We start from the raw sequence: 20,080 nt of genomic DNA on the forward strand, positions 1-20,080 counted from the left end.
GAGGCCTCCGGGTTCAGGGCGCGAGCCGCGTGAAGACGTAGTCATGGCCCTTGGCCCGGGCTTCATGGCAGGCGAAGCAGGTGCGGTGTTGCGCCTCGTCCACCGGCTTGCCGTTGACGAAGCGGCCAAAGCCCCAGCCGCCGCTCGCGGCGTATTTCTTGGCATCCTTGACCATGACCTGGACCGTGGTGGGGACGCCCGGAATGGTCGCGGAGGCGAAGTCGGGAGACTGCGTGCGTTTCCAGGCGCGCTTCACCAGAATGGTGCCGTCGGGGAATGGCAGCTTGCCGTCCTGGTAGGCGTCGACGGCGGTCCGGTTGCCGACGACCGCACGCAACTCGTTCAAGGGCGCCGCCTCTTCAGCCGGCGCAACGAATTCCCACTGCTTGTAGCCCGCGGGAATCGTGACGCCGAAGATCGGCGAGGCTTCCGCCGTAGCAGCGCTTTCCGCAAGCGCGATCGAGACCAGATAGGGCACGCAAGTCAGGAGAACGACGAGCAGCGCCACGGCCAGCGCGATGACCGTAACATAGGGCGATTTCTTCTTTTCAGGTTCGATTGACGTCATGACGCATCTTCAGGCTGGAGGCGCGGCGCAGCTTCGGTCCGACTCGTGCCGGACCGAAGCATCGAACGAACGCTCAGGCGCCACCGTCGGCGTCCATGACGGCCTTGGCAAAGGCCTGCGGTGCTTCCTGCGGCAGATTGTGGCCAATGCCGCCGGTGATCAGGCGATAGTCGTAGCGGCCCGAAAACTTCTTGGCATAGGCGCTGGGATCGGGGTGCGGCGCGCCGTTGGCGTCGCCTTCCATCGTGATTGCAGGCACCTCGATGACGGGAGCTGCGGCGAGCTTCTTCTCGATCTCCTCGTACTTCGCTTCGCCCTTCGCGAGCCCGAGCCGCCAGCGGTAATTGTGGATCGAGATCGCGACGTGATCCTTGTTCTCGAAGGCCTTCGCACTGCGATCGAAGGTGGCGTCGTCGAACTTCCATTGCGGCGAGGCCAGCTTCCAGATCAGCTTGGCGAAATCATGCGTGTACTTCTCGTAGCCGGCGCGGCCGCGCTCGGTCGCGAAATAGAACTGGTACCACCATTGCAGCTCGGCTGCCGGCGGCAGCGGCGCATTGCCCGCAGCCTGGCTGGAGATCAGATAGCCGCTGACCGACACCAATGCGCGGCAACGCTCCGGCCAGAGTGCCGCGATGATGTCGGCGGTGCGCGCGCCCCAGTCGAAGCCGGCGATGACAGCCTTCTTGATGTCGAGCGCATCCATCAGCGCGATGATGTCGACGGCCAGCGCCGCCGGCTCGCCGTTGCGCGGCGTCTCGCTGGAGAGGAAGTTGGTCGAGCCGTAGCCGCGCAGATAGGGAATGATGACGCGATAGCCTGATTGCGCCAGGATTGGGGCAACCTCGACGAAGCTGTGAATGTCGTAGGGCCAGCCGTGAAGCAGGATCGCCACCGGACCGGTCGCGGGACCAGCTTCCGCATAGCCGACATCGAGCACGCCGGCACGGACCTGCTTGGTCGTACCGAAGGACGCGTTCGCTGCAGAAGATCGCGGCGTCTCCGTTTCACCACGCGCGAGGCCGATCACGCCGAGACCGACGGCGGCCGTCCCGGCTGCGACGCCCAGGAAGTAGCGGCGATGCTGGTCGATAGTCTGTGTCATGGTCGGATACCTTCTTGATGGTTGTCGGAACAGTCAGATCAGTTCGACGCTGACGTCGATGTTGCCGCGTACGGCCTTGGAATAGGGACAGGTCTGGTGCGCGTCATGGACGAGGTCGCGAGCGACCTCGCGATCGAGACCGGGCAGGCTGACGCCGAGGCGCGCTCTCAGCGCATAGGATCCCTCGTCGAGCACGAGATCGATTTCCGCATCGATCGCGCTTTTGCTTGGAAGCACGATCTTTCGCTTGCGGGCCGCGATCTCCATCGCGCCTTCGAAGCAGGCGGACCAGCCGGCCGCGAACAATTGCTCGGGATTGGTGCCGATGCCGGCGCCGCCAGGCGGTGACAGCCGCACATCGAGACGGCCGTCGGAGCTGCGGGACATGCCGTCCTGGCGCCCTCCAGAGGTATGGGTCCGGGCGGTGTAGAGCAGTTTTTCCGTTTGGCTCATGAAGGTCTCCTTAGCGTCACGCCATTGACTATCAGCGCCTCCCGCAGGAGGCCCGTTTGGACTTGTGAGAAGTTGTGAGGCCATTGCGGAACCGGCTTTCGAGGCCTGCAAACGCGGCGCGATGCCGCTGCAAGGCCGGCCTTGCGGGATCGCCGCGCGCTGGCTATGCGATGCTGCAAATGAGCAAGATTTCGTGATGACCGAGCCGGTCAAGCCCGCTGCCGCAACACTCTCGTTCGGACCATTCACCGTGACGCCGCAGGAGCGGCTGGTGATGCGCGACGGCGTCATGCTGCCGCTGGGCGCCAAGAGCTTCGATACGCTGATCGCGCTGATGTCGCGGCCGAACGAGGTCGTCAGCAAATGGGACCTGATGGGCCTGGTCTGGCCCGGCATGACCGTCGAAGAATCCAATCTCCGCTTCCACATTGCAGCGCTACGCAAGGCGCTCGGCGACGGCAAGGACGGCGCCCGCTACATCACGACGTTGTCCGGCCGTGGCTATTGCTTCGTGGCCCCGATCTCGCAAGCCGGCGTTCAATCAGGGCCCCTCCCTGCGCCGCGCCCGGAATTGCCGCCCGTGAAGCTGCCCAACCGATTGCAGCGAATGGTTGGACGGACCGACGCGGTCGCCGCGGTCTCGGACAAGCTCGTCACATCCCGCTTCGTCACGATCGTGGGCCCTGGCGGCGTCGGCAAGACCGCCGTCGCGGTCGCGATCGCGCATGACCTGCTTCCGGCATTTGCGGAAGCCGCACATTTCGTCGACCTCGCCGCGCTCAGCGACCCCGATCTCGTGATCACCTCGCTGCTGCTGATGCTGGGGCTGCCTGATCAGACCGACGATCCGATGCCGGCCCTGCTTGCGCATCTGCACGACAAGCGCATGCTGCTGATCCTGGACAATTGCGAGCATGTGATTGCGGCGGCCGCGCCGCTCGCCGCGGAGATCTTTCAGGCGGCGCCGCAGGTGCACATCCTGGCGACGAGCCGCGAGGCGCTTCGCGTCGAGGGCGAGCAGGTCTACCGGCTGCCGCCGCTGCAAGTTCCACCCGATGATCCCGTGCTGACGGCTGCGGTCGCCCGCACCTATCCCGCCGTCGAACTCTTCCTCGAACGTGCCGAGGCGAGCGGCGCCCGGATTGCCCTCGACGATACCAATGCCGCCATCGCCGCCGGCATCTGCCGCAAGCTCGACGGCATGGCGCTCGCGATCGAACTCGCCGCCGGCCGGGTCGAAGCTTATGGTCTGGAGCAGACCGCATCGCTGCTCGACGAGCGTCTCAATCTGCTCTGGCAAGGGCAGCGCACCGCCTCACCGCGGCAGAAGACGCTGCAGGCGACGCTGGACTGGAGCTACGGGCTGCTGTCCGATCACGAACGCCTGGTGCTGCGCCGGCTTGCGGTCTTCGCCGGCCATTTCACCATCGACGCCGCGCTCGACATCGTGCCCGACGAACAAGTCGACCACTCGCTTCTGTTCGACGCCATCGACAGCCTCGTCGCCAAATCGATGGTCGCGCCGCGCCCCGTTGGCGCGATGATGCGCTACCGTCTGCTCGACACCACGCGCGCCTATCTCCTGGGACTCGCGGACGACGGACCGGCCCTCGCCGCTCGCCACGCCGGCTACTATCGGCAATGGCTGCAACATGCCGGCACCAAATGGGCGACGGTGCCAAGCGCCGACGAGCGCGCCATCCATTTTTCGGCGCTTCACAACGTGCGCGCCGCGCTCGACTGGTGTTTTGGCAGTGGCGGCGACGTCGGCATCGGCATCTCGCTCGCCGCTGCGGCAGCCCCCATCTTCCTGGCGATGTCGCTGCTGACGGAATGCCGCCGCTGGTCCGAGCGGGCTCTGCTGGCGATCGACCCGCCTTCACGCGGCAGCGCCGATGAGATGCACCTTCAGGCAGCGCTCGGCCTGACCTTGATGTTCACGCGCGGCGGCAGCGACGCGGCGCGTAGCGCATTGACACGGGCCCTTGCCATTGCAGAGACGCTCGGCGATGCGCCGAACCAGCTCCAATTGCTGGGCCGGATGCACATCTTCCACGAGCGGATCGGTCAATTCGAGACTGCGCTCGACCACGCACGACGAAGCCTCGTCGTCGCCGAAGGGTTGGGCGACGCCGTCTCGCTCGGCCTCGCCCAGTCGCTGCTGGGCGTCTCGCTGCATCTCGGCGGCGAGCATCGCGACGCCGCGAGGATGCTGGAGGCCGCCTGGCGCGGTCCCGGTACGGAACGGATCAGCACGGTCTACGGCTTCGACCACCGTAACCGCGCCGGCATCTCGCTGGCGCGTGAATTGTGGTTGCAGGGCCACCCTGCGCAGGCGCGGCAGCTGGCGCAGCAGACGGTCGCCGAGGCCGCGCAGATGGATCATCCAATCACGCTGTGTATTGCGTTGATCTGGGCGGTCTCGATCGATCTCTGGAGCGGCGATCTCGATGCCGCGAACGAGAACATCGACCGTTTCATCGCGCACGCCGAGTCGCGTTCGATGGGGCCCTATCTCGCCGTCGGCAGGGGCGTCAAAGGCGAGCTCGCGATCCGGCGCGGCGATGCAGAAGGCGGCGTCGCGACGATCCGGCATGCGCTGCAGGAGCTGCACGAATCCGGTTACGAGCTGCTGACCACGACGTTCAACATCGCACTGGTGCAGGGACTTCTTGCGCTCGGGCAGATCGAGCAGGCTGCGCAATTGATCGATGAGGCGATGCAGCTCGTCGCGCGGAGTGGTGACCATCTGTACATGCCCGAGCTGCTGCGGATGAAGGGCAGGGTCCTGCTGTCGCTGCCGCAGCCGAATAGGGAGCCGGCGGAACGCAATCTCAGGGAAGCGCTGGAGCTGAGCCGCTGCACCGGCGCGAAAGCCTGGGAGTTGCGCGCCGCGATCGACCTCGCGGCGCTTGTCGCCGACCGCGGCGACGCCAGGCGATTGCTGCAAGGTGCGCTCGCGGGCTTTGCCGAGGGCTCCAAAACGGCAGACATCAAGGCGGCCAGCGAGATTCTGGGGAGATTGTAGCGTGCCAGGGCCGAGCTGCATTGGATCAGCTACGTCATCCCGAGGTGTACGGCACCGTGCGGGGCTTCGAAGGGCGATGGATGACCAAGAACGGATCACCCAACGCGGAACGTCACCCCACCGAGCAAGAACTCGTGACCTGCCACCGCCAGCCCCCTGGCCTTTGCGACATGCAGCAAGCTCGCGGGATCAGTGACCCGAAACTCCAGCGCGCTCATGATCTCGCTCGCCCCCTCCACGAAGCGGAAGGTCGCATTGGGCAGCTTCAGCTCGGCCCCAGCATTCGGCGGAATCCCGATGATCCTGCCCCAATGCGCCGCCAGCTCCTGGGGATCCGGGCTCTGCATCTCCACGGTCGTGAGCGCCTGCGTCACATCCTTGCGGATGTACTTCTGCCAGTCGGGGCCGGCCGGCGGATACGCACCCAGAATATCGTCGCTGCCTTCGGTATGGTTGAATTCGATGAAGGCGGCGCGGCAGTCGCGGGGATGGAGCTGGACGCCGTGATAGGGCGCGTGGTCGATGACATTCGCCGTGCGCACGCCCATCGCATTGGCATTGCGGCCGCGCTCATCCGGATCGTTGCAGCAGAAGATCGCCATATAGCCGCCGCGGCCGCCGGTCTTCTCGATGAAGCGGCCGGCCGTGGTTCCATCCTTGAACGGCGCCACCACCTCCAGCAAAATCGTATCGACCGGGAGCAATGCATTCTCCAGGCCGTATTTTGCAACATTGCCGTCGCGGTAGCAGACGGAGAGGCCCATGATCTCGGCGATATCGGCGACGACGGGCGCGAGCTGCGGCGCGACCAGACAGATCTGCCGCAGCCGCATATAGGGCGCCATCGTCATGCGCCCCTGAAGGCCGGCTTGCGTTTCTCGACGAAGGCCTTTGCAGCTTCCTTGTGATCATCGGTGTCGCCGCAGCGGGTGTGGTGGATCGCCTCGCCATCGAAGCAGTCCTCGAGCGGCAGATGCTCGGCATTGTTGATGTTGCGCTTGATGTAGCCGAGCGCGATCGACGGTCCCTGCGCCAGCGAGAGCGCGAGTTCGTGCGCGGCGGCATCGATCTCGGCGTCGGGGACGACCTTCGTCACCAGGCCGATCGCATGGGCTTCCCGGGCGGTCAGCACCGGCGACATCAGATAGAGCTCGCGCGCCCGCGCGCTGCCGAGCAGCTGGGTGAGAAAATAGGTGCCGCCATAATCGCCCGAGAACCCGACCTTGGCAAAGGCGGTGGTGATCTTGCAGGTCTCGGAGGCGATGCGGAGATCGCACGACAGCGCCATCGAGAGGCCGGCGCCGGCCGCGGCGCCATCGAGTTGCGCCACCACCGGCTTTGGCATCTGATGCAGAATGCGCGAGACCTCCATGCCGCGGCGAAGGTTTGCGAGCTTCTGCTCGAATGGCAGTGGTGCGCGGCCCGCCGCCATCGACTTGACGTCGCCGCCAACGCAGAACGAGCCGCCCGCGCCCTTGAACAGCACCGCCCGCACCTCGGGGTCATCGGCCGCCCGCCGCGCCGCCTCGACCAACCCCGCGACCATCTCGGGATTGAGCGCGTTCTTTCGCTCGGGGCGGTTCATGGTGATGGTGAGCAGCCCGCCTTCGAGCTTTTGCAGAACCATGTCGTTCATGGGGACGTCTCCCTTGTTGTTTGTTTGACCGAGTTCTCACCATATCGGCACTGCGAGGAGCTCTTGCGACGAAGCAATCCAGACTGTCTCCGCGGAAACATCTCTGGATTGCGTCGCTTCGCTCGCAATGACGAGGCTTATTTCTTCACCAGTGGGCAGCGCGACTGCTCCAGCGACTGAAACGCCTCGTTGCCGGATACGGTGGCGAGCAGCTTGTAATCGTCCCAGCGGCCCTTGGATTCCGATGGCTTCTTCACCTCGAACAGGTACATGTCATGCACCATGCGGCCGTCCTCGCGGATCTTGCCGTTGTGAGCGAAGAAGTCGTTGATCGGCGTCTCCTTCATCACTTTCATGACCGCGGCCGAGTCCGTCGTGCCCGCCGCCTTCACCGCCTTCAGATAGTGCGTGACGGACGAATAAACGCCGGCCTGCGCCGAGGTCGGCATCCGCTTCATGCGCTCCATGAATCGTTTCGACCACGCACGGGTCTCATCGTTCAGATCCCAGTAGAACGCTTCGGCCAGCAGCAGGCCTTGCGCGGTCTCCAGACCGATGGAGTCGATGTCGGAGACGAAAGCGAGCAGCGGCGAGAGCTTCTGGCCGCCCTTGGCGATGCCGAACTCGGCGGCCTGCTTGATTGCATTGACGGTGTCGCCGCCGGCATTGGCCAGCCCGATCACCTTGGCCTTGGACGACTGCGCCTGAAGCAGGAACGACGAGAAGTCGGACGTGTTGAGCGGATGACGTACGCTGCCGAGCACCTTGCCGCCGGTCTTGGTCACGACCGCGCTGGTGTCCTTCTCCAGGTCCTGGCCGAAGGCGTAATCTGCGGTCAGGAAGAACCAGGTGTCGAGGCCCGACTTCACCGCCGCAAGGCCGGTCACATTGGCCTGGCCGTAGGTGTCGAAGACGTAGTGCACGGTATAGGGACCGCAGGCCTCGTTGGTGAGACGGATCGAGCCCGGGCCGTTGAAGATGATGATCTTGCCCCGCGCCTTTGCGATCTCGCCGGCGGCAAGCGCAGTGGCGGAGGCCGCGACGTCGTAGATCATCTCGACACCCTGATTGTCGAGCATGTCGCGCGCGATGTTGGCGGAGAGGTCGGCCTTGTTGAGATGGTCCGCCGCCAGCACCTGGATCTTGCGTCCCAGCACCTCGCCGCCGAAATCTTCCACCGCCATCTTGGCCGCGGTCTCGCTGCCGGGTCCGGTGATGTCGGCATAGAGGCTCGACATGTCGAGGATGCCGCCGATCTTCAGCGGTGGCTTGTCCTGGGCCTGCGCGGCGCTCGCGCTGAGGGCAAACGCGGCGGCAAAAATGCCCGACAAAATATGCTTCATGGAAAAGAGCTCCCTTGATCGCCTTGCTCTGAATGGCGGCTTGGTTGTCGTTATTCCCGCAATCATGCCGCATGCGCAAGAGCGCAGCAAGCGCAGGTGCGTCACGAGAGCACGATCGTCGCGCATGTTTTCCGCAAAACGGAAAGACGTATGGATAAATATCTCCACGTCGTTTGCGAGCGATCACGGAGTGTGAGCAAGCCTCTTCGCGCATCACCGCGCTTGAGTTAACATCAACGCGAAACGCAACCTCTTCGGGTATCGTGACACGACCGCTTCACCTCATCGTCGTATTTCTTCTCGCCGCAAGTCGCTCGGCGGTCGCGACACCGTGCCAGTTCGCGTCCCAAGGCGAAGGTCGTGTCGCTGAAATCGTCGATGCGCGCAGTTTGCGTCTCGACGACGGCCGTGAAATCCGCCTCACCGGGATCGAACCGACCGCGACGACAAAGCAGGCGCTGATCTCGCTGCTCGTCGGCCGCGACGTGACGCTGCGCAGCGCCGACGACACCCCCGACCGCTATGGTCGGCAAAGCGCGCTGGTGTTCATCGGCGAAAGCGACATCTCAGCGCAGGCCATGCTGCTCGCCCAAGGCGACGCCCTCGTGTCCGCCGAAATCGCCGACAAGGAGTGCGCGACCGCCCTGATGACGTCCGAGGCCGAGGCGCGGCGCCAAAAAAAGGGCAACTGGGCTGACCCGTCGGCCATAAAAAACGCGGAAAGTCCGGACGATATTTTGGCCGGGATCGGGCGCTTTATGGTGGTCGAGGGCAAAGTCCTGTCGGTCCGGCAAGCTGGGGCAATGACCTACCTCAACTTCGGCCGGAACTGGACACACGGCTTTGCGGCGACTATTTCAAGGCGCAATCTGCCGGCGTTCGAAAGTGCCGGAACGACCCTTAAGTCCCTGGAGAATAAGCGAGTTCGCGTTCGGGGCTGGGTTGAGGGGACGACGGGGCCGCGTATCGATCTGCGGCTCGTGGGGCAGGTCGAGTTGCTGGGCGCAAACGAGCCGACAGGGGTAAGGCCTTAAACCAGGGCCGGGCACGGGTTAAACGACGTGAATGGGGTGCTAGAACGGCACGGACGAGGTGATGGCCGCCGCCTGCGGGCTGCGCCGGCCGCGCTTTGCCTCGTGCTGGCTACAGCGCTGGCCGGTTGCGGTGATATGGGCCGGTTCCAGACCGCAGCAGCCCCGCCAACCGTCGCCATGCCGAAGCCGAAGCCGGCTGTCGCCCAGACCCCCGCGACGGAGAGAGAACACGAGCGAATCCTGGCGAGCTACGGCGGCACCTATGACGACCCCAAGCTCGAATCGCTTGTCAGCAAGACCGTCGACCGGCTCGTCGCGGCGTCGGACCGTCCCGACCAGGGCTACAAGGTGACCATCCTCAATTCCGGCGCGGTGAACGCCTTCGCGCTGCCGAACGGCCAGCTCTATGTCACGCGCGGGCTTCTTGCGCTCGCGAGCGACACCTCGGAATTATCCTCGGTGCTCAGCCACGAGATGGCGCATGTGCTGTCGAAGCACGCCGCGATGCGCGAGGACCAGGCCCGCCAGGCGGCGATCGTCACCCGCGTCGTCACCGACATGAGCAACGATCCCGATCTGACGGCGCTCGCGCTCGCCAAGACCAAGCTCACGATGGCGAGCTTTTCGCGCAACCAGGAATTCGAGGCTGACGGCATCGGCGTCGGCATCTCCGCGAAAGCGCATTTCGACCCCTATGGGGCGGCCCGCTTTCTCTCGGCGATGGAGCGAAATGCCGAGCTGAAGGCCGGCAAGAGCTCGCTCGATCCGCGCGCCCAGGATTTCACCTCGTCGCATCCGGCCACGCCCGAACGCGTGCAGAATGCCCAGACCATCGCGCGGCAATATGTTGTCCCCGAAGGTGGCGAGCGCGACCGCGAGACCTATCTCGCCGCGATCGACAATCTCGTCTATGGCGAGGATCCCAGCGAAGGCTTCGTCCGTGGCCGGCGTTTCCTGCATCCGAAGCTCGGCTTCACCTTCCAGGCGCCTGATAATTTCACGCTCGACAACACCGCGCAGGCGGTGATCGGCGTGCGCGACGGCGGCTCGCAGGCGATGCGCTTCGACGTCGTGCGCGTGCCGGCCGAGCAGTCGCTCGGCGATTACCTCAATTCCGGCTGGATGGAGGGCGTCGAGAAGGCCTCGACCGAGGACCTCACCATCAACGGCTTTCCGGCCGCGTCCGCCACGGCCAAGGGCGACCAGTGGCAGTTCAAGGTCTATGCGCTGCGCTTCGGCAGCGACGTCTATCGCTTCATCTTCGCGACACGACAGAAGTCGACCGAGAGCGAGCGCAATGCGCGCGAAACCGTGAACTCGTTCCGCCGACTGACACTCGAAGAGATCCAGGCCGCCCGTCCGCTGCGCATCAAGGTCATCACCGTGCAGCCCGGCGACACCGTGGAATCGCTGTCCCACCGCATGGCCGGCGTCGATCATCCCACCGAGCGTTTTCGGGTGCTGAACGGCCTCGATCGCACCGCGCAGGTGAAGGTGCGAGACCGCGTGAAGATCGTGACGGATTGACGAAACGGGCGGTGCCGTAGGGTGGGCAAAGCGAAGCGTGCCCACCATCCGTTCATGTTGTCGACAGATCGTGGGCACGGCGCTGACGCGCCTTTGCCCACCCTACGAGACCGGCTAATTACCGCGCCTTTTCCTTCAGATACGCGATGATATCGGCGCGGTCCTGCGCGTCCGGCACATCGAAGAACATCTTGGTCTCAGGCACCATGGCCTGCGGCCCGGTCAGCCATTTGTCGAGATTTTCTTCGGTCCAGACGATCCCCGAGTTCTTGAGATCGGGCGAGTAGTCGTATCCGGCAACGCTGCCCGCCTTGCGCCCGACCACGCCCTTGTGCATCGGGCCGACGCCGTTCTCGTTGATCGCGTGACAGTCCGCGCAGCCCTTGTAGAGCGTCTGGCCGCGCGCGGCATTGCCGGTCGCGCTGGCGGGGCCTGCTGCACAGAAAAGTGCAATCGCAATGGTCGCGACGGCCAGGCTTGTTGTGCCTGGCGAAAAGACGGAATTCGACCGGACGTTCATGTGATCTCCTGTTTGCGGCAGCAAACAGGATCGCCCGAGCCCGATTTTATTCCCGTCAGTTCGACGATTCGCCAGCGTCCATGTCGCCCGCCTCACGCTGGCCACTGAGCCAGAGCGCGAGCAGGGTCCAGAACGCGCCCGAGAGCAGATACGCGCCCGAAGCGATGACGCCGAGATTGGTGGCGAGCAGCAGCGCCACCAGTGGCGCGAAGCCGGCGCCGAACAGCCAGGCCATGTCAGAGGTCAGGGCGGACGCCGTGTAGCGGTACATCTGCCTGAAGTTCGAGGCGATCGCGCCCGAGGACTGGCCGAAAGAGAGCCCGAGCAGGATGAAGCCGATCACCATGTAGATGGTCTCGCCGAACGCGCCGGCGTCAAGCAGCTGGGGAGCAAAACCGCTGTAGATCGCGATCGCGATCGCCGATCCCATCAAGAGCGATTTGCGGCCGACGCGGTCGGCGATGATGCCCGAAGCCACGATCGCGGCGACGCCGAACACGGCGGCGACGATCTCGATGATCAGGAAGCGCACCGGGCTTTCGCGGGTGAACAGGAACACCCAGGACAGCGGGAACACCGTCACCATGTGAAACAGCGCGAAGCTCGCCAGCGGCGCGAACGCCCCGAGCATGATGTTGTGGCCTTCGCGGGCAACCGTGTCGGAGATACGCGAGGGCTGCAGCTCGCGGGTCTCGAACAGCGAGGCATATTCTTCCGTCGTCACCATGCGCAGGCGCGCGAACAGCGCCACGACGTTGATGGCGAAGGCGACGAAGAACGGATAGCGCCAGCCCCAGTCGAAGAAATCGCCGGCCGAGAGATTTCCGGCGAAATAGGCGAACAGCGCGCTCGCCACGATCAGTCCGAGCGGTGCCCCGAGCTGCGGCACCATCGCATACCAGCCGCGCTGCGAGGCCGGCGCGTTCAGCGCCAGCAGCGAGGCCATGCCGTCCCAGGCACCGCCCCAGGCCAGACCCTGCGCGAGACGCGCCAGCGCCAGCAGCCAGATCGCGGCCACGCCGATCTCGGAATAGCCGGGCAGGAACGCCAGCGCCACGGTGGCGGTGCCGAGCAGGAACAGCGCCGAGACCAGCTTGGCGGTCTTGCCGTACTCCCGGTCCACGGTCATGAAAATGACGGTTCCGACCGGCCGGGCGATGAAGGCCAGCGCGAAGATCATGAAGGAGTAGAGGGTGCCGGTCAGTTCGCTGGTGAACGGGAACACCAGGCGCGGAAACACGATCACCGAGGCGATCGCGTAGACGAAAAAGTCGAAGAATTCCGAGGTACGGCCGATGATGACGCCGATGGCGATCTCGCCGGGGCTGGCCTGGTCGTGGCCATGCTCGCCCGAGTGGATATCCGCCATTGCGGGGGTCTGTGCCGTCGCCATGCGTTAAGCCCTTAACGTCCTGAAAACCAAAGCCGACCGCCCGGCAGTCCACCAGGCAATCGGGCCCTGTCTGACCCAACATCCCGCAGTGCAACATTGGACAAATTGTCCAATGTCCGGATTGCTGCGCCGCAGCTACCCGTTGGCCCCGCAAAGGAAACTCATTCTCATAAGGCTCGGCCCGTGTCCCGTCTCAAGATCCTGGCGCTGCTACCCCTGGCAGTCGCGCTCAGTGGCTGCAACTACGTTGTGCTGGCGCCAGCCGGCGATATCGCGGCGCAACAGCGCGACCTCGTCATCATCTCCACTGTCCTGATGCTCCTGATCGTCCTCCCCGTGATGGCGCTGACGGTGCTGTTCGCCTGGCGCTACCGCCAGTCCAACACCACGGCCCGCTACGAGCCGGATTGGGATCACTCGACCAAGCTCGAGCTGGTGATCTGGTCGGCGCCGCTTTTGATCATCGTCTGCCTCGGCGCGCTGACCTGGATGGGCACCCACCTGCTCGACCCCTATCGCACGCTCGGCCGCATCCATGCCGACCGCGCCATAGACCAGTCGAAGGCGCCGCTCGAGGTCGATGTCGTCGCGCTCGACTGGAAGTGGCTCTTCATCTATCCCGACTACGGCATCGCCACCGTCAACGACCTGGCCGCTCCCGTCGATCGGCCGATCAACTTCCGCATCACCGCCTCTTCGGTGATGAACTCGTTCTACATCCCCGCGCTCGCCGGCCAGATCTATGCGATGCCGGGCATGGAGACCAAGCTCCACGCCGTCGTCAACCACGCCGGCACCTACAAGGGCTTTTCCGCCAACTACAGCGGCGCCGGCTTCTCCGGCATGCACTTCAACTTCCAGGGCCTCGACGACAAGGGTTTCGACGGTTGGGTCGCGCAGGCCAAATCGGCCGGTGGTTCGCTCGGCCGCGCCGAATATCTCCAGCTCGAGAAGCCCAGCGAGAACGAGCCGGTGCGCCGCTGGGGCACTGTTGACTCCGATCTCTATCGCCTGATCCTCAACATGTGCGTCGAGACCGGCAAGATGTGCCAGAGCGAGATGATGGCAATCGACGCCAAGGGCGGCAACGGCCATGAAGGCCTGAACAACACCCTGCCGCTCTCCTACGACAAATACGCCCGCCGCGGCACGGCCCTCGGTCCCGAGCCGAGCTTCGTCGTCGGCACCTGCACGCCCGATGCGCCGCAAGGCCAGACCACGGCCGCGATCAAGGCGCCGCTCGACACCGCGCCGCTCCTGGGTGCCGGCCTGAAGCGGCCGACCTTCACGCCGCTGAGGTCCTCGTCCTTCTTCCTGGGGCAGCGTCCCAAGTCCGATTCTTAAAGAGATCCAGCAATGTCTCCTGATCTTCTCAAGCTCATCTTCGGCCGGCTCGGCATCGACTCGCTGCCGCTGCACGAGCCGATCCTCGTCGGCACGTTCGCGGTGGTCGCGCTCGGCGGCGTCACGCTGCTCGCCGGCCTCACCTATTTCCGCCTCTGGGGCTATCTCTGGCGCGAATGGTTCACCAGCGTGGACCACAAGCGCATCGGCGTCATGTACATGGTCCTCGGCATCGTGATGTTGCTGCGCGGCTTTGCGGACGCGCTCATGATGCGAGCGCAGCAGGCGATGGCGTTCGGCGGATCGGAAGGGTTCCTCCCGGCCCATCACTACGACCAGGTCTTCACCGCCCATGGCGTGATCATGATCTTTTTCGTGGCGATGCCGCTGGTCACCGGCCTGATGAACTTCGTCGTGCCGCTGCAAATCGGCGCGCGCGACGTGTCATTCCCGTTCCTGAACAATTTCAGCTTCTGGATGACGGTCGGCGGCGCGGTGCTGGTGATGCTCTCGCTGTTCATCGGCGAATTCGCCCGCACCGGCTGGCTGGCTTATCCGCCGCTGTCGAACATCGGCTACAGCCCTGATGTCGGCGTCGACTATTACATATGGGGTTTGCAGGTCGCGGGCGTCGGAACGACGCTGTCCGGCATCAACCTGATCTGCACCATCGTCAAGCTGCGCTGCCCCGGCATGACCATGATGCGGATGCCGGTGTTCACCTGGACCTCGCTCTGCACCAACATCCTGATCGTGGCCTCCTTCCCGGTCCTGACCGTGGTTCTTGCGCTCCTCTCGCTCGATCGCTACGTCGGCACCAACTTCTTCACGAACGATTTCGGCGGCAGCCCGATGATGTACGTGAACCTGATCTGGATCTGGGGCCACCCTGAAGTCTACATCCTGGTTCTTCCCGCCTTCGGCATCTTCTCGGAAGTCACCTCGACCTTCTCCGGCAAGCGCCTGTTCGGCTACACCTCGATGGTCTACGCCACCGTCGTCATCACCATCCTGTCGTACCTGGTGTGGCTGCACCACTTCTTCACGATGGGCTCGGGCGCCAGCGTCAACTCGTTCTTCGGCATCACCACGATGATCATCTCGATCCCGACGGGCGCGAAGATGTTCAACTGGTTGTTCACGATGTATCGGGGCCGCATCCGCTACGAGCTGCCGATGCTGTGGACGATCGCCTTCATGCTGACCTTCGTGATCGGCGGCATGACCGGCGTGCTGCTCGCGGTGCCGCCGGCCGACTTCGTGCTGCACAACAGCCTGTTCCTGATTGCGCACTTCCACAACGTGATCATCGGCGGCGTGGTGTTCGGCGCGTTTGCCGGCATCAACTACTGGTTCCCGAAGGCGTTCGGCTTCAGGCTCGATCCGTTCTGGGGCAAGTGCTCGTTCTGGTTCTGGGTCACGGGCTTCTACATGGCCTTCATGCCGCTCTACGTGCTCGGCCTGATGGGCGTGACCCGCCGTCTGCGGGTGTTCGACGATCCGTCCCTGCAGATCTGGTTCGTCATCGCCGCGATCGGCGCCGGCCTCGTCTTCCTCGGCATTCTCTCGATGCTGATGCAATTCGCGGTGTCCTTCCTCAAGCGCGAGCAGCTCAAGGACGTCACCGGCGATCCCTGGGACGCGCGCACGCTGGAATGGGCGACCTCCTCGCCCCCGCCGGACTACAACTTCGCATTCACCCCCGTCGTTCACGACAACGACGCCTGGTGGGACATGAAGAAGCGCGGCTATCAGCGTCCGCTCACCGGGTTCAAGCCGATCCACATGCCGAGCAGCACCGGCACCGGCATCATCCTCGCCGGCTTCGCCACCGCGATGGGTTTTGGCCTGATCTGGTACATGTGGTGGCTGGCCGCCTTGAGCTTCATCGCGATGCTCGCCGTCGGAATCGGTCACACCTTCAACTATCACCGCGACTTCGATATTCCGGCTGACGACGTCATCCGGACCGAGGACGCGCGCACCAAACTGCTCGCCGGAGCCAAGTAAATGACTGTCGCTGTCAATCCCACCCAAACCGGCGAGCCGGTGTTCTACCTCGCCGACGAACATCCGCATCCGGAAGGCTACAGCACCTCGCTCGGCTTCTGGATCTATCTGATGAGTGACTGCCTCATCTTCGCGATGCTGTTCGCCGCTTTCGGCGTACTCGGCGCCAACTACGCCGCCGGGCCCGCACCGAAGGACCTGTTCGACCTCGATCTGGTCGCGGTCAACACCTCGATGCTGCTGCTGTCGTCGATCACCTATGGCTTTGCCATGCTGACGATGCAGCAGAACAAGGTCGCGCAGACGCAGATGTGGCTCCTGATCACCGGCCTGTTCGGAGCCGCCTTCATCGGCATCGAGCTGACCGAGTTCGCCCACATGATCCATGAAGGCGCCACGCCGCAGCGCAGCGCCTTCCTGTCCGCCTTCTTCACCCTGGTCGGCACCCACGGCCTGCACGTCTCTTGCGGCCTGATCTGGCTCGTGACGTTGATGGTGCAGGTCTGGAAGTTCGGCCTGATCGAGGCCAACCGCCGCCGCCTGATGTGCCTGTCGATGTTCTGGCACTTCCTCGACGTGGTCTGGATCGGCGTCTTCACCTTCGTCTATCTCCTGGGAGTTCTGCGATGAGCACCGATACCCACGCAGCCGGCGCGCACGACCATCACCACGACGACGGCCACGCCCACAGCACGTTCTCGGGCTACATGCTCGGCTTCGTGCTCTCGGTGGTGCTCACCGCGATCCCGTTCTGGCTGGTGATGAGCGGCACGCTGCCGAGCAAGCAGATCACCGCGCTCGTCATCATGGCCTTCGCGGTGGTGCAGATCGTCGTGCACATGATCTACTTCCTGCACATGAACACCAAGTCCGAGAACGGCTGGAGCATGATGGCGCTGATCTTCACCATCGTGATGGTGGTGATCGCGCTGTCAGGTTCGCTATGGGTGATGAACCACCTCAACAGCAACATGATGCCGATCCACGAGATGACGGGAATGAAGTGAACGATCCGGTGAGGCCAGAGGACGACGAAACGCGCAGCCTGCCTGTGGCTGCGCGTCCGCGCCTTTGGCTCACGGTTCTCCCCCTCGCCGCTTTCGTCGTTCTGATGGCCCTCGGCGTCTGGCAGGTCGAGCGCCGCGCCTGGAAGCTGGCGCTGATCGACCGGGTCGAGCAGCGCGTCCATGCCCCGGTGCAGCCCATCCCTGCGGCCGCCTCGTGGCCCACGATCTCCGCCGCGAGCGACGAATACCGCCATGTCGGCGTCTCCGGCCGTTTCCTGCACGACCGCGAGACGCTGGTCCAGGCCGTCACCGAGGAAGGCCCCGGCTATTGGGTGCTGACGCCGCTCCAGCGCGCCGACGGCACGACTGTCTTGATCAATCGCGGCTTCGTGCCGTCGGAGCGGCGCGACGCATCGACGCGACAGGATGGCAATCCGGCCGGGCAGGTCGAAATCACCGGCCTCCTGCGCATCACCGAGCCAAAAGGCGGCTTCCTCAGGGACAACGTACCCCAACACAACCGCTGGTACTCGCGGGATGTCGCCGCGATTGCGGCCGCCCGCGATCTCCGGAATGTGGCGCCCTTCTTCATCGATGCCGACGCCGGATCACAATCCGCTGGCGGTCCCATCGGCGGATTGACCGTGATCCGCTTTCCCAATAACCACCTGATCTACGCGCTGACGTGGTTTGCCCTGGCTTTCATGCTGGCCGGCAGACTTTTCGTCACATTTCGCGGCGGGCTGTTCCGCCGCCAACGCTTCGTCCACGAACCGGCCGGCGACCTAGACGCCTCCGCCCGCAGGACGGGATCAGATGCTGGAACGATCGTCGAACCGACCTGACGACAGGACTAATCTTGGCGAGCTGGCCGTCACGCTGCAATCGCAGGCGGACGCGCGCGGCGAGCTGATCGGCGCGGCCCCCACCGACGACGAGACCAACCGCAAGAACATGGCGTTGCTGATCCAGCTGCGCTGGACCGCGGTGGTCGGCCAGATCGTGACCATCGGCGGCGTGCATTTCTGGCTCGGCATCCCCCTGCCCCTGACACGTATGGGCGCGGTGATCGGCGCGCTGGTATTGCTCAACGTCTCGAGCCTGGTCTGGGTGCGCCATCGCGCCGCGATCACCAACAACGAGCTGCTGGTCGCCTTGATGCTCGACGTCGCCGCGCTGACCGCGCAGCTTTACCTCAGCGGCGGCGCGACCAATCCCTTCACCTCGTTGTTCCTGCTCCAGGTCACGCTCGGCGCGGTGCTGCTCGATGCCCGCTCGACCTGGTCGCTGGTGGCGCTGAGCTGCGCGAGCTTCGTGTGGCTGACCATGGCCTACCGGCCGCTCGATCTGCCGCCAAATCCGCTGAGCGAGACCTACACGCTCACTGTCGCCGGCATGCTGCTGGGCTTCGTCCTCAACGCCGTACTGCTGGTGGTGTTCGTCACCCGCATCAACAGGAATTTGCGGGAGCGCGACGCGCATCTGGCGGCGCTGCGCCAGCACGCCGCCGAGCAGGATCACATCGTCCGCATGGGCCTACTCGCCTCCGGCGCGGCTCATGAGCTTGGCACGCCGCTCGCCTCGCTCTCCGTCATCCTCAGCGATTGGCGACGCATGCCCGACCTCGCCGCCGATCAGGAGCTCGCGGAGGACCTCACGGAGATGGAAACCTCGCTGCAACGCTGCAAATCCATCGTGACGGGCATCTTGGTCTCAGCCGGCGAGGCCCGCGGAGAGGGATCGTCGCCAACGACGGTGACGGCCTTCGTCACCGCGCTGGTCGAGGAATGGCGCGACGCCCGTTCGGCGCGGACGCTCTATTTTGTCAACACCTTCGGCGAGGACGTTGCCATCGTCTCCGACATCGCGCTGAAGCAGGTGATCTTCAACGTGCTCGACAACGCCTATGAGGTCTCGCGCGAGTGGGTCGAGCTGCTGGCCGAACGCGAGGGCGACAATCTAGTGCTCTCGATCAGCGATCGCGGCCCAGGCTTCGCGCCGGAAATGCTGGCGCAACTCGGAAAGCCCTATCAATCGAGCAAGGGCCGCGCCGGCGGCGGGCTCGGCCTGTTCCTGGTGGTCAACGTGGTGCGTAAGCTGGGGGGCAGCGTCACCGCCGAGAACCACAGGAAGCGCGGCGCCACGGTCCGCCTGACGCTGCCGCTTGCCACGCTCGCGATCGGAGGCAGCTTTGACGCCTGACCGTTCGCTCATCGTCGTCGAGGACGACGAAGGCTTTGCGCGCACGCTGAAACGCTCGTTCGAGCGTCGCGGCTACGAGGTCGTGCTCGCCGCTTCGATCGAGGACGTCCGGAAAGTTCTGGTGGACAGATCCTTCGGCTACGCCGTGGTCGACCTCAAGCTCGGCGGCGCCTCTGGGCTGGCCTGCGTCGAGCTGTTGCACACCCACGACGAGGATATGCTGATCGTGGTGCTGACGGGGTTCGCCAGCATCTCGACCGCGGTCGAGGCCATCAAGCTCGGGGCCTGCCACTATCTCGCAAAGCCGTCCAACACCGACGACATCGAGGCTGCCTTCAACAAGGCCGAAGGCAACGCCGACGTCGCACTCGATGTGCGGCCGACCTCGATCAAGACGCTCGAATGGGAGCGCATCCACCAGACGCTGATCGAAACCGATTTCAACATCTCCGAGGCTGCGCGACGCCTGGGCATGCATCGGCGCACGCTGGCGAGGAAGCTGGAGAAACGGCCGGTGAAGTAGGCCGCCCTCGCGGCGCGAGCGAGCGGCGACGCGTCACCAAGTCGCGAGGGCGGAAAAACTGCCGCCTGCCATCCCTGCGGGAATGCAAGCCGGCGGCTTACGCTTTCGCCCTCGCGGCCTCGAGGATCGCTATTGTGCCGCCTCGTTTCCGTTGGCGTCGCGATCATTCTTCGGATTGTAGCCGGAATCGTGCAGATTGCGGAGATAGGTGGCGTGATCGGTGCTGTTGGGACCACCGGTCCAGCCGATGGAAGGCGGAGCCGCAGGGTCAGGTGCGGCAGCATTTGCATTCAGCGCATGGTGATGATGGTACGCGGCAGAGGCGGCGGAAGCCGACAGAGTGACGATCGCAAGAGCGATGAATAGTTTTCTTGTCATGGTTTGCTC

The 20,080-nt window shown here is 64.5% G+C and carries 19 protein-coding genes; 10 read left to right on the forward strand and 9 right to left on the reverse strand.

The features are described 5' to 3' along the window. Window positions 1-13 precede the first annotated feature (13 nt). The 3 genes from G8O24_RS26205 to G8O24_RS26215 all read right to left on the reverse strand — a co-directional run bounded on the left by G8O24_RS26205 (window position 14) and on the right by G8O24_RS26215 (window position 2,126). Complete coding sequence (locus tag G8O24_RS26205) at window positions 14-568, reverse strand: cytochrome P460 family protein (RefSeq protein ID WP_188104420.1); 555 nt, start codon at window positions 566-568, stop codon at window positions 14-16. A 73-nt stretch (window positions 569-641) separates the two neighbouring features. Continuing rightward, on the reverse strand, window positions 642-1,673 hold the full coding sequence (locus G8O24_RS26210) for an alpha/beta fold hydrolase (RefSeq protein WP_188104422.1): 1,032 nt from the start codon (window positions 1,671-1,673) through the stop codon (window positions 642-644). Window positions 1,674-1,706: 33 nt separating this feature from the next. Further along, window positions 1,707-2,126, reverse strand: coding sequence for an organic hydroperoxide resistance protein (locus tag G8O24_RS26215; RefSeq protein WP_188104424.1), 420 nt, complete (start codon window positions 2,124-2,126; stop codon window positions 1,707-1,709). A 196-nt stretch (window positions 2,127-2,322) separates the two neighbouring features. Here G8O24_RS26215 and G8O24_RS26220 point away from each other — a divergent pair, with 196 nt between their 5' ends. Then, entirely contained in the window at window positions 2,323-5,154 is a 2,832-nt protein-coding gene (locus tag G8O24_RS26220; protein WP_188104426.1) for an ATP-binding protein, read from the forward strand. Between the two features lie 95 nt (window positions 5,155-5,249). Here the strand turns inward: G8O24_RS26220 and G8O24_RS26225 are convergent, their stop codons facing one another. From G8O24_RS26225 to G8O24_RS26235, 3 genes are all read right to left on the reverse strand, one after another. Further along, window positions 5,250-5,999 (reverse strand): VOC family protein, encoded by a 750-nt coding sequence (locus tag G8O24_RS26225; protein ID WP_188104427.1) that lies wholly within the window; start codon window positions 5,997-5,999, stop codon window positions 5,250-5,252. A 2-nt stretch (window positions 6,000-6,001) separates the two neighbouring features. Further along, entirely contained in the window at window positions 6,002-6,790 is a 789-nt protein-coding gene (locus G8O24_RS26230) for an enoyl-CoA hydratase (RefSeq protein ID WP_188104430.1), read from the reverse strand. Window positions 6,791-6,927: 137 nt separating this feature from the next. Continuing rightward, window positions 6,928-8,133, reverse strand: a complete 1,206-nt coding sequence (locus G8O24_RS26235; RefSeq protein WP_188104432.1) for an ABC transporter substrate-binding protein — start codon at window positions 8,131-8,133, stop codon at window positions 6,928-6,930. A gap of 182 nt (window positions 8,134-8,315) precedes the next feature. Here G8O24_RS26235 and G8O24_RS26240 point away from each other — a divergent pair, with 182 nt between their 5' ends. Continuing rightward, window positions 8,316-9,167 carry a thermonuclease family protein gene (locus G8O24_RS26240; protein ID WP_188104465.1) on the forward strand — a complete coding sequence of 284 codons (852 nt, stop codon included), beginning with the start codon at window positions 8,316-8,318 and terminating at the stop codon, window positions 9,165-9,167. A 36-nt stretch (window positions 9,168-9,203) separates the two neighbouring features. Further along, a complete protein-coding gene (locus G8O24_RS26245; RefSeq protein WP_188104467.1) occupies window positions 9,204-10,694 on the forward strand; it encodes a M48 family metalloprotease in 1,491 nt (496 codons plus the stop codon). 118 nt (window positions 10,695-10,812) lie between these two features. Here G8O24_RS26245 and G8O24_RS26250 read toward each other — a convergent pair whose 3' ends face one another. After that, the gene (locus G8O24_RS26250) at window positions 10,813-11,214 is read right to left on the reverse strand and encodes a c-type cytochrome (RefSeq protein WP_188104434.1); all 402 of its coding nucleotides are present in this window, start codon (window positions 11,212-11,214) and stop codon (window positions 10,813-10,815) included. A 55-nt stretch (window positions 11,215-11,269) separates the two neighbouring features. After that, entirely contained in the window at window positions 11,270-12,607 is a 1,338-nt protein-coding gene (locus G8O24_RS26255; RefSeq protein ID WP_188104436.1) for an MFS transporter, read from the reverse strand. A 183-nt stretch (window positions 12,608-12,790) separates the two neighbouring features. Here G8O24_RS26255 and cyoA point away from each other — a divergent pair, with 183 nt between their 5' ends. From cyoA to G8O24_RS26290, 7 genes are read left to right on the forward strand one after another with little or no spacing between them, the layout of a single operon-like run. Further along, entirely contained in the window at window positions 12,791-13,951 is a 1,161-nt protein-coding gene (gene cyoA, locus G8O24_RS26260) for a ubiquinol oxidase subunit II (RefSeq protein ID WP_188104438.1), read from the forward strand. A gap of 12 nt (window positions 13,952-13,963) precedes the next feature. Continuing rightward, window positions 13,964-15,961, forward strand: coding sequence for a cytochrome o ubiquinol oxidase subunit I (gene cyoB, locus G8O24_RS26265; protein ID WP_188104441.1), 1,998 nt, complete (start codon window positions 13,964-13,966; stop codon window positions 15,959-15,961). Beyond that, the gene (gene cyoC, locus G8O24_RS26270; protein ID WP_188104443.1) at window positions 15,962-16,591 is read left to right on the forward strand and encodes a cytochrome o ubiquinol oxidase subunit III; all 630 of its coding nucleotides are present in this window, start codon (window positions 15,962-15,964) and stop codon (window positions 16,589-16,591) included. Further along, on the forward strand, window positions 16,588-16,968 hold the full coding sequence (cyoD, locus tag G8O24_RS26275) for a cytochrome o ubiquinol oxidase subunit IV (protein ID WP_128963602.1): 381 nt from the start codon (window positions 16,588-16,590) through the stop codon (window positions 16,966-16,968). The genes cyoC and cyoD overlap by 4 nt, the downstream gene beginning before the upstream one ends. Then, entirely contained in the window at window positions 16,965-17,813 is an 849-nt protein-coding gene (locus tag G8O24_RS26280; RefSeq protein WP_311972325.1) for an SURF1 family protein, read from the forward strand. Before cyoD ends, G8O24_RS26280 begins: the two co-directional genes overlap by 4 nt. Beyond that, window positions 17,785-19,170, forward strand: a complete 1,386-nt coding sequence (locus G8O24_RS26285) for an ATP-binding protein (RefSeq protein ID WP_188104446.1) — start codon at window positions 17,785-17,787, stop codon at window positions 19,168-19,170. The genes G8O24_RS26280 and G8O24_RS26285 overlap by 29 nt, the downstream gene beginning before the upstream one ends. Further along, window positions 19,160-19,693 carry a response regulator transcription factor gene (locus G8O24_RS26290; RefSeq protein ID WP_188104448.1) on the forward strand — a complete coding sequence of 178 codons (534 nt, stop codon included), beginning with the start codon at window positions 19,160-19,162 and terminating at the stop codon, window positions 19,691-19,693. The genes G8O24_RS26285 and G8O24_RS26290 overlap by 11 nt, the downstream gene beginning before the upstream one ends. A gap of 129 nt (window positions 19,694-19,822) precedes the next feature. Here the strand turns inward: G8O24_RS26290 and G8O24_RS26295 are convergent, their stop codons facing one another. After that, on the reverse strand, window positions 19,823-20,071 hold the full coding sequence (locus G8O24_RS26295) for a hypothetical protein (RefSeq protein WP_188104450.1): 249 nt from the start codon (window positions 20,069-20,071) through the stop codon (window positions 19,823-19,825). Window positions 20,072-20,080 lie beyond the last annotated feature (9 nt).

Origin of the sequence: Bradyrhizobium campsiandrae (assembly GCF_014529705.1) — a bacterium.
Classification (GTDB): Bacteria; Pseudomonadota; Alphaproteobacteria; order Rhizobiales; family Xanthobacteraceae; genus Bradyrhizobium; species Bradyrhizobium campsiandrae.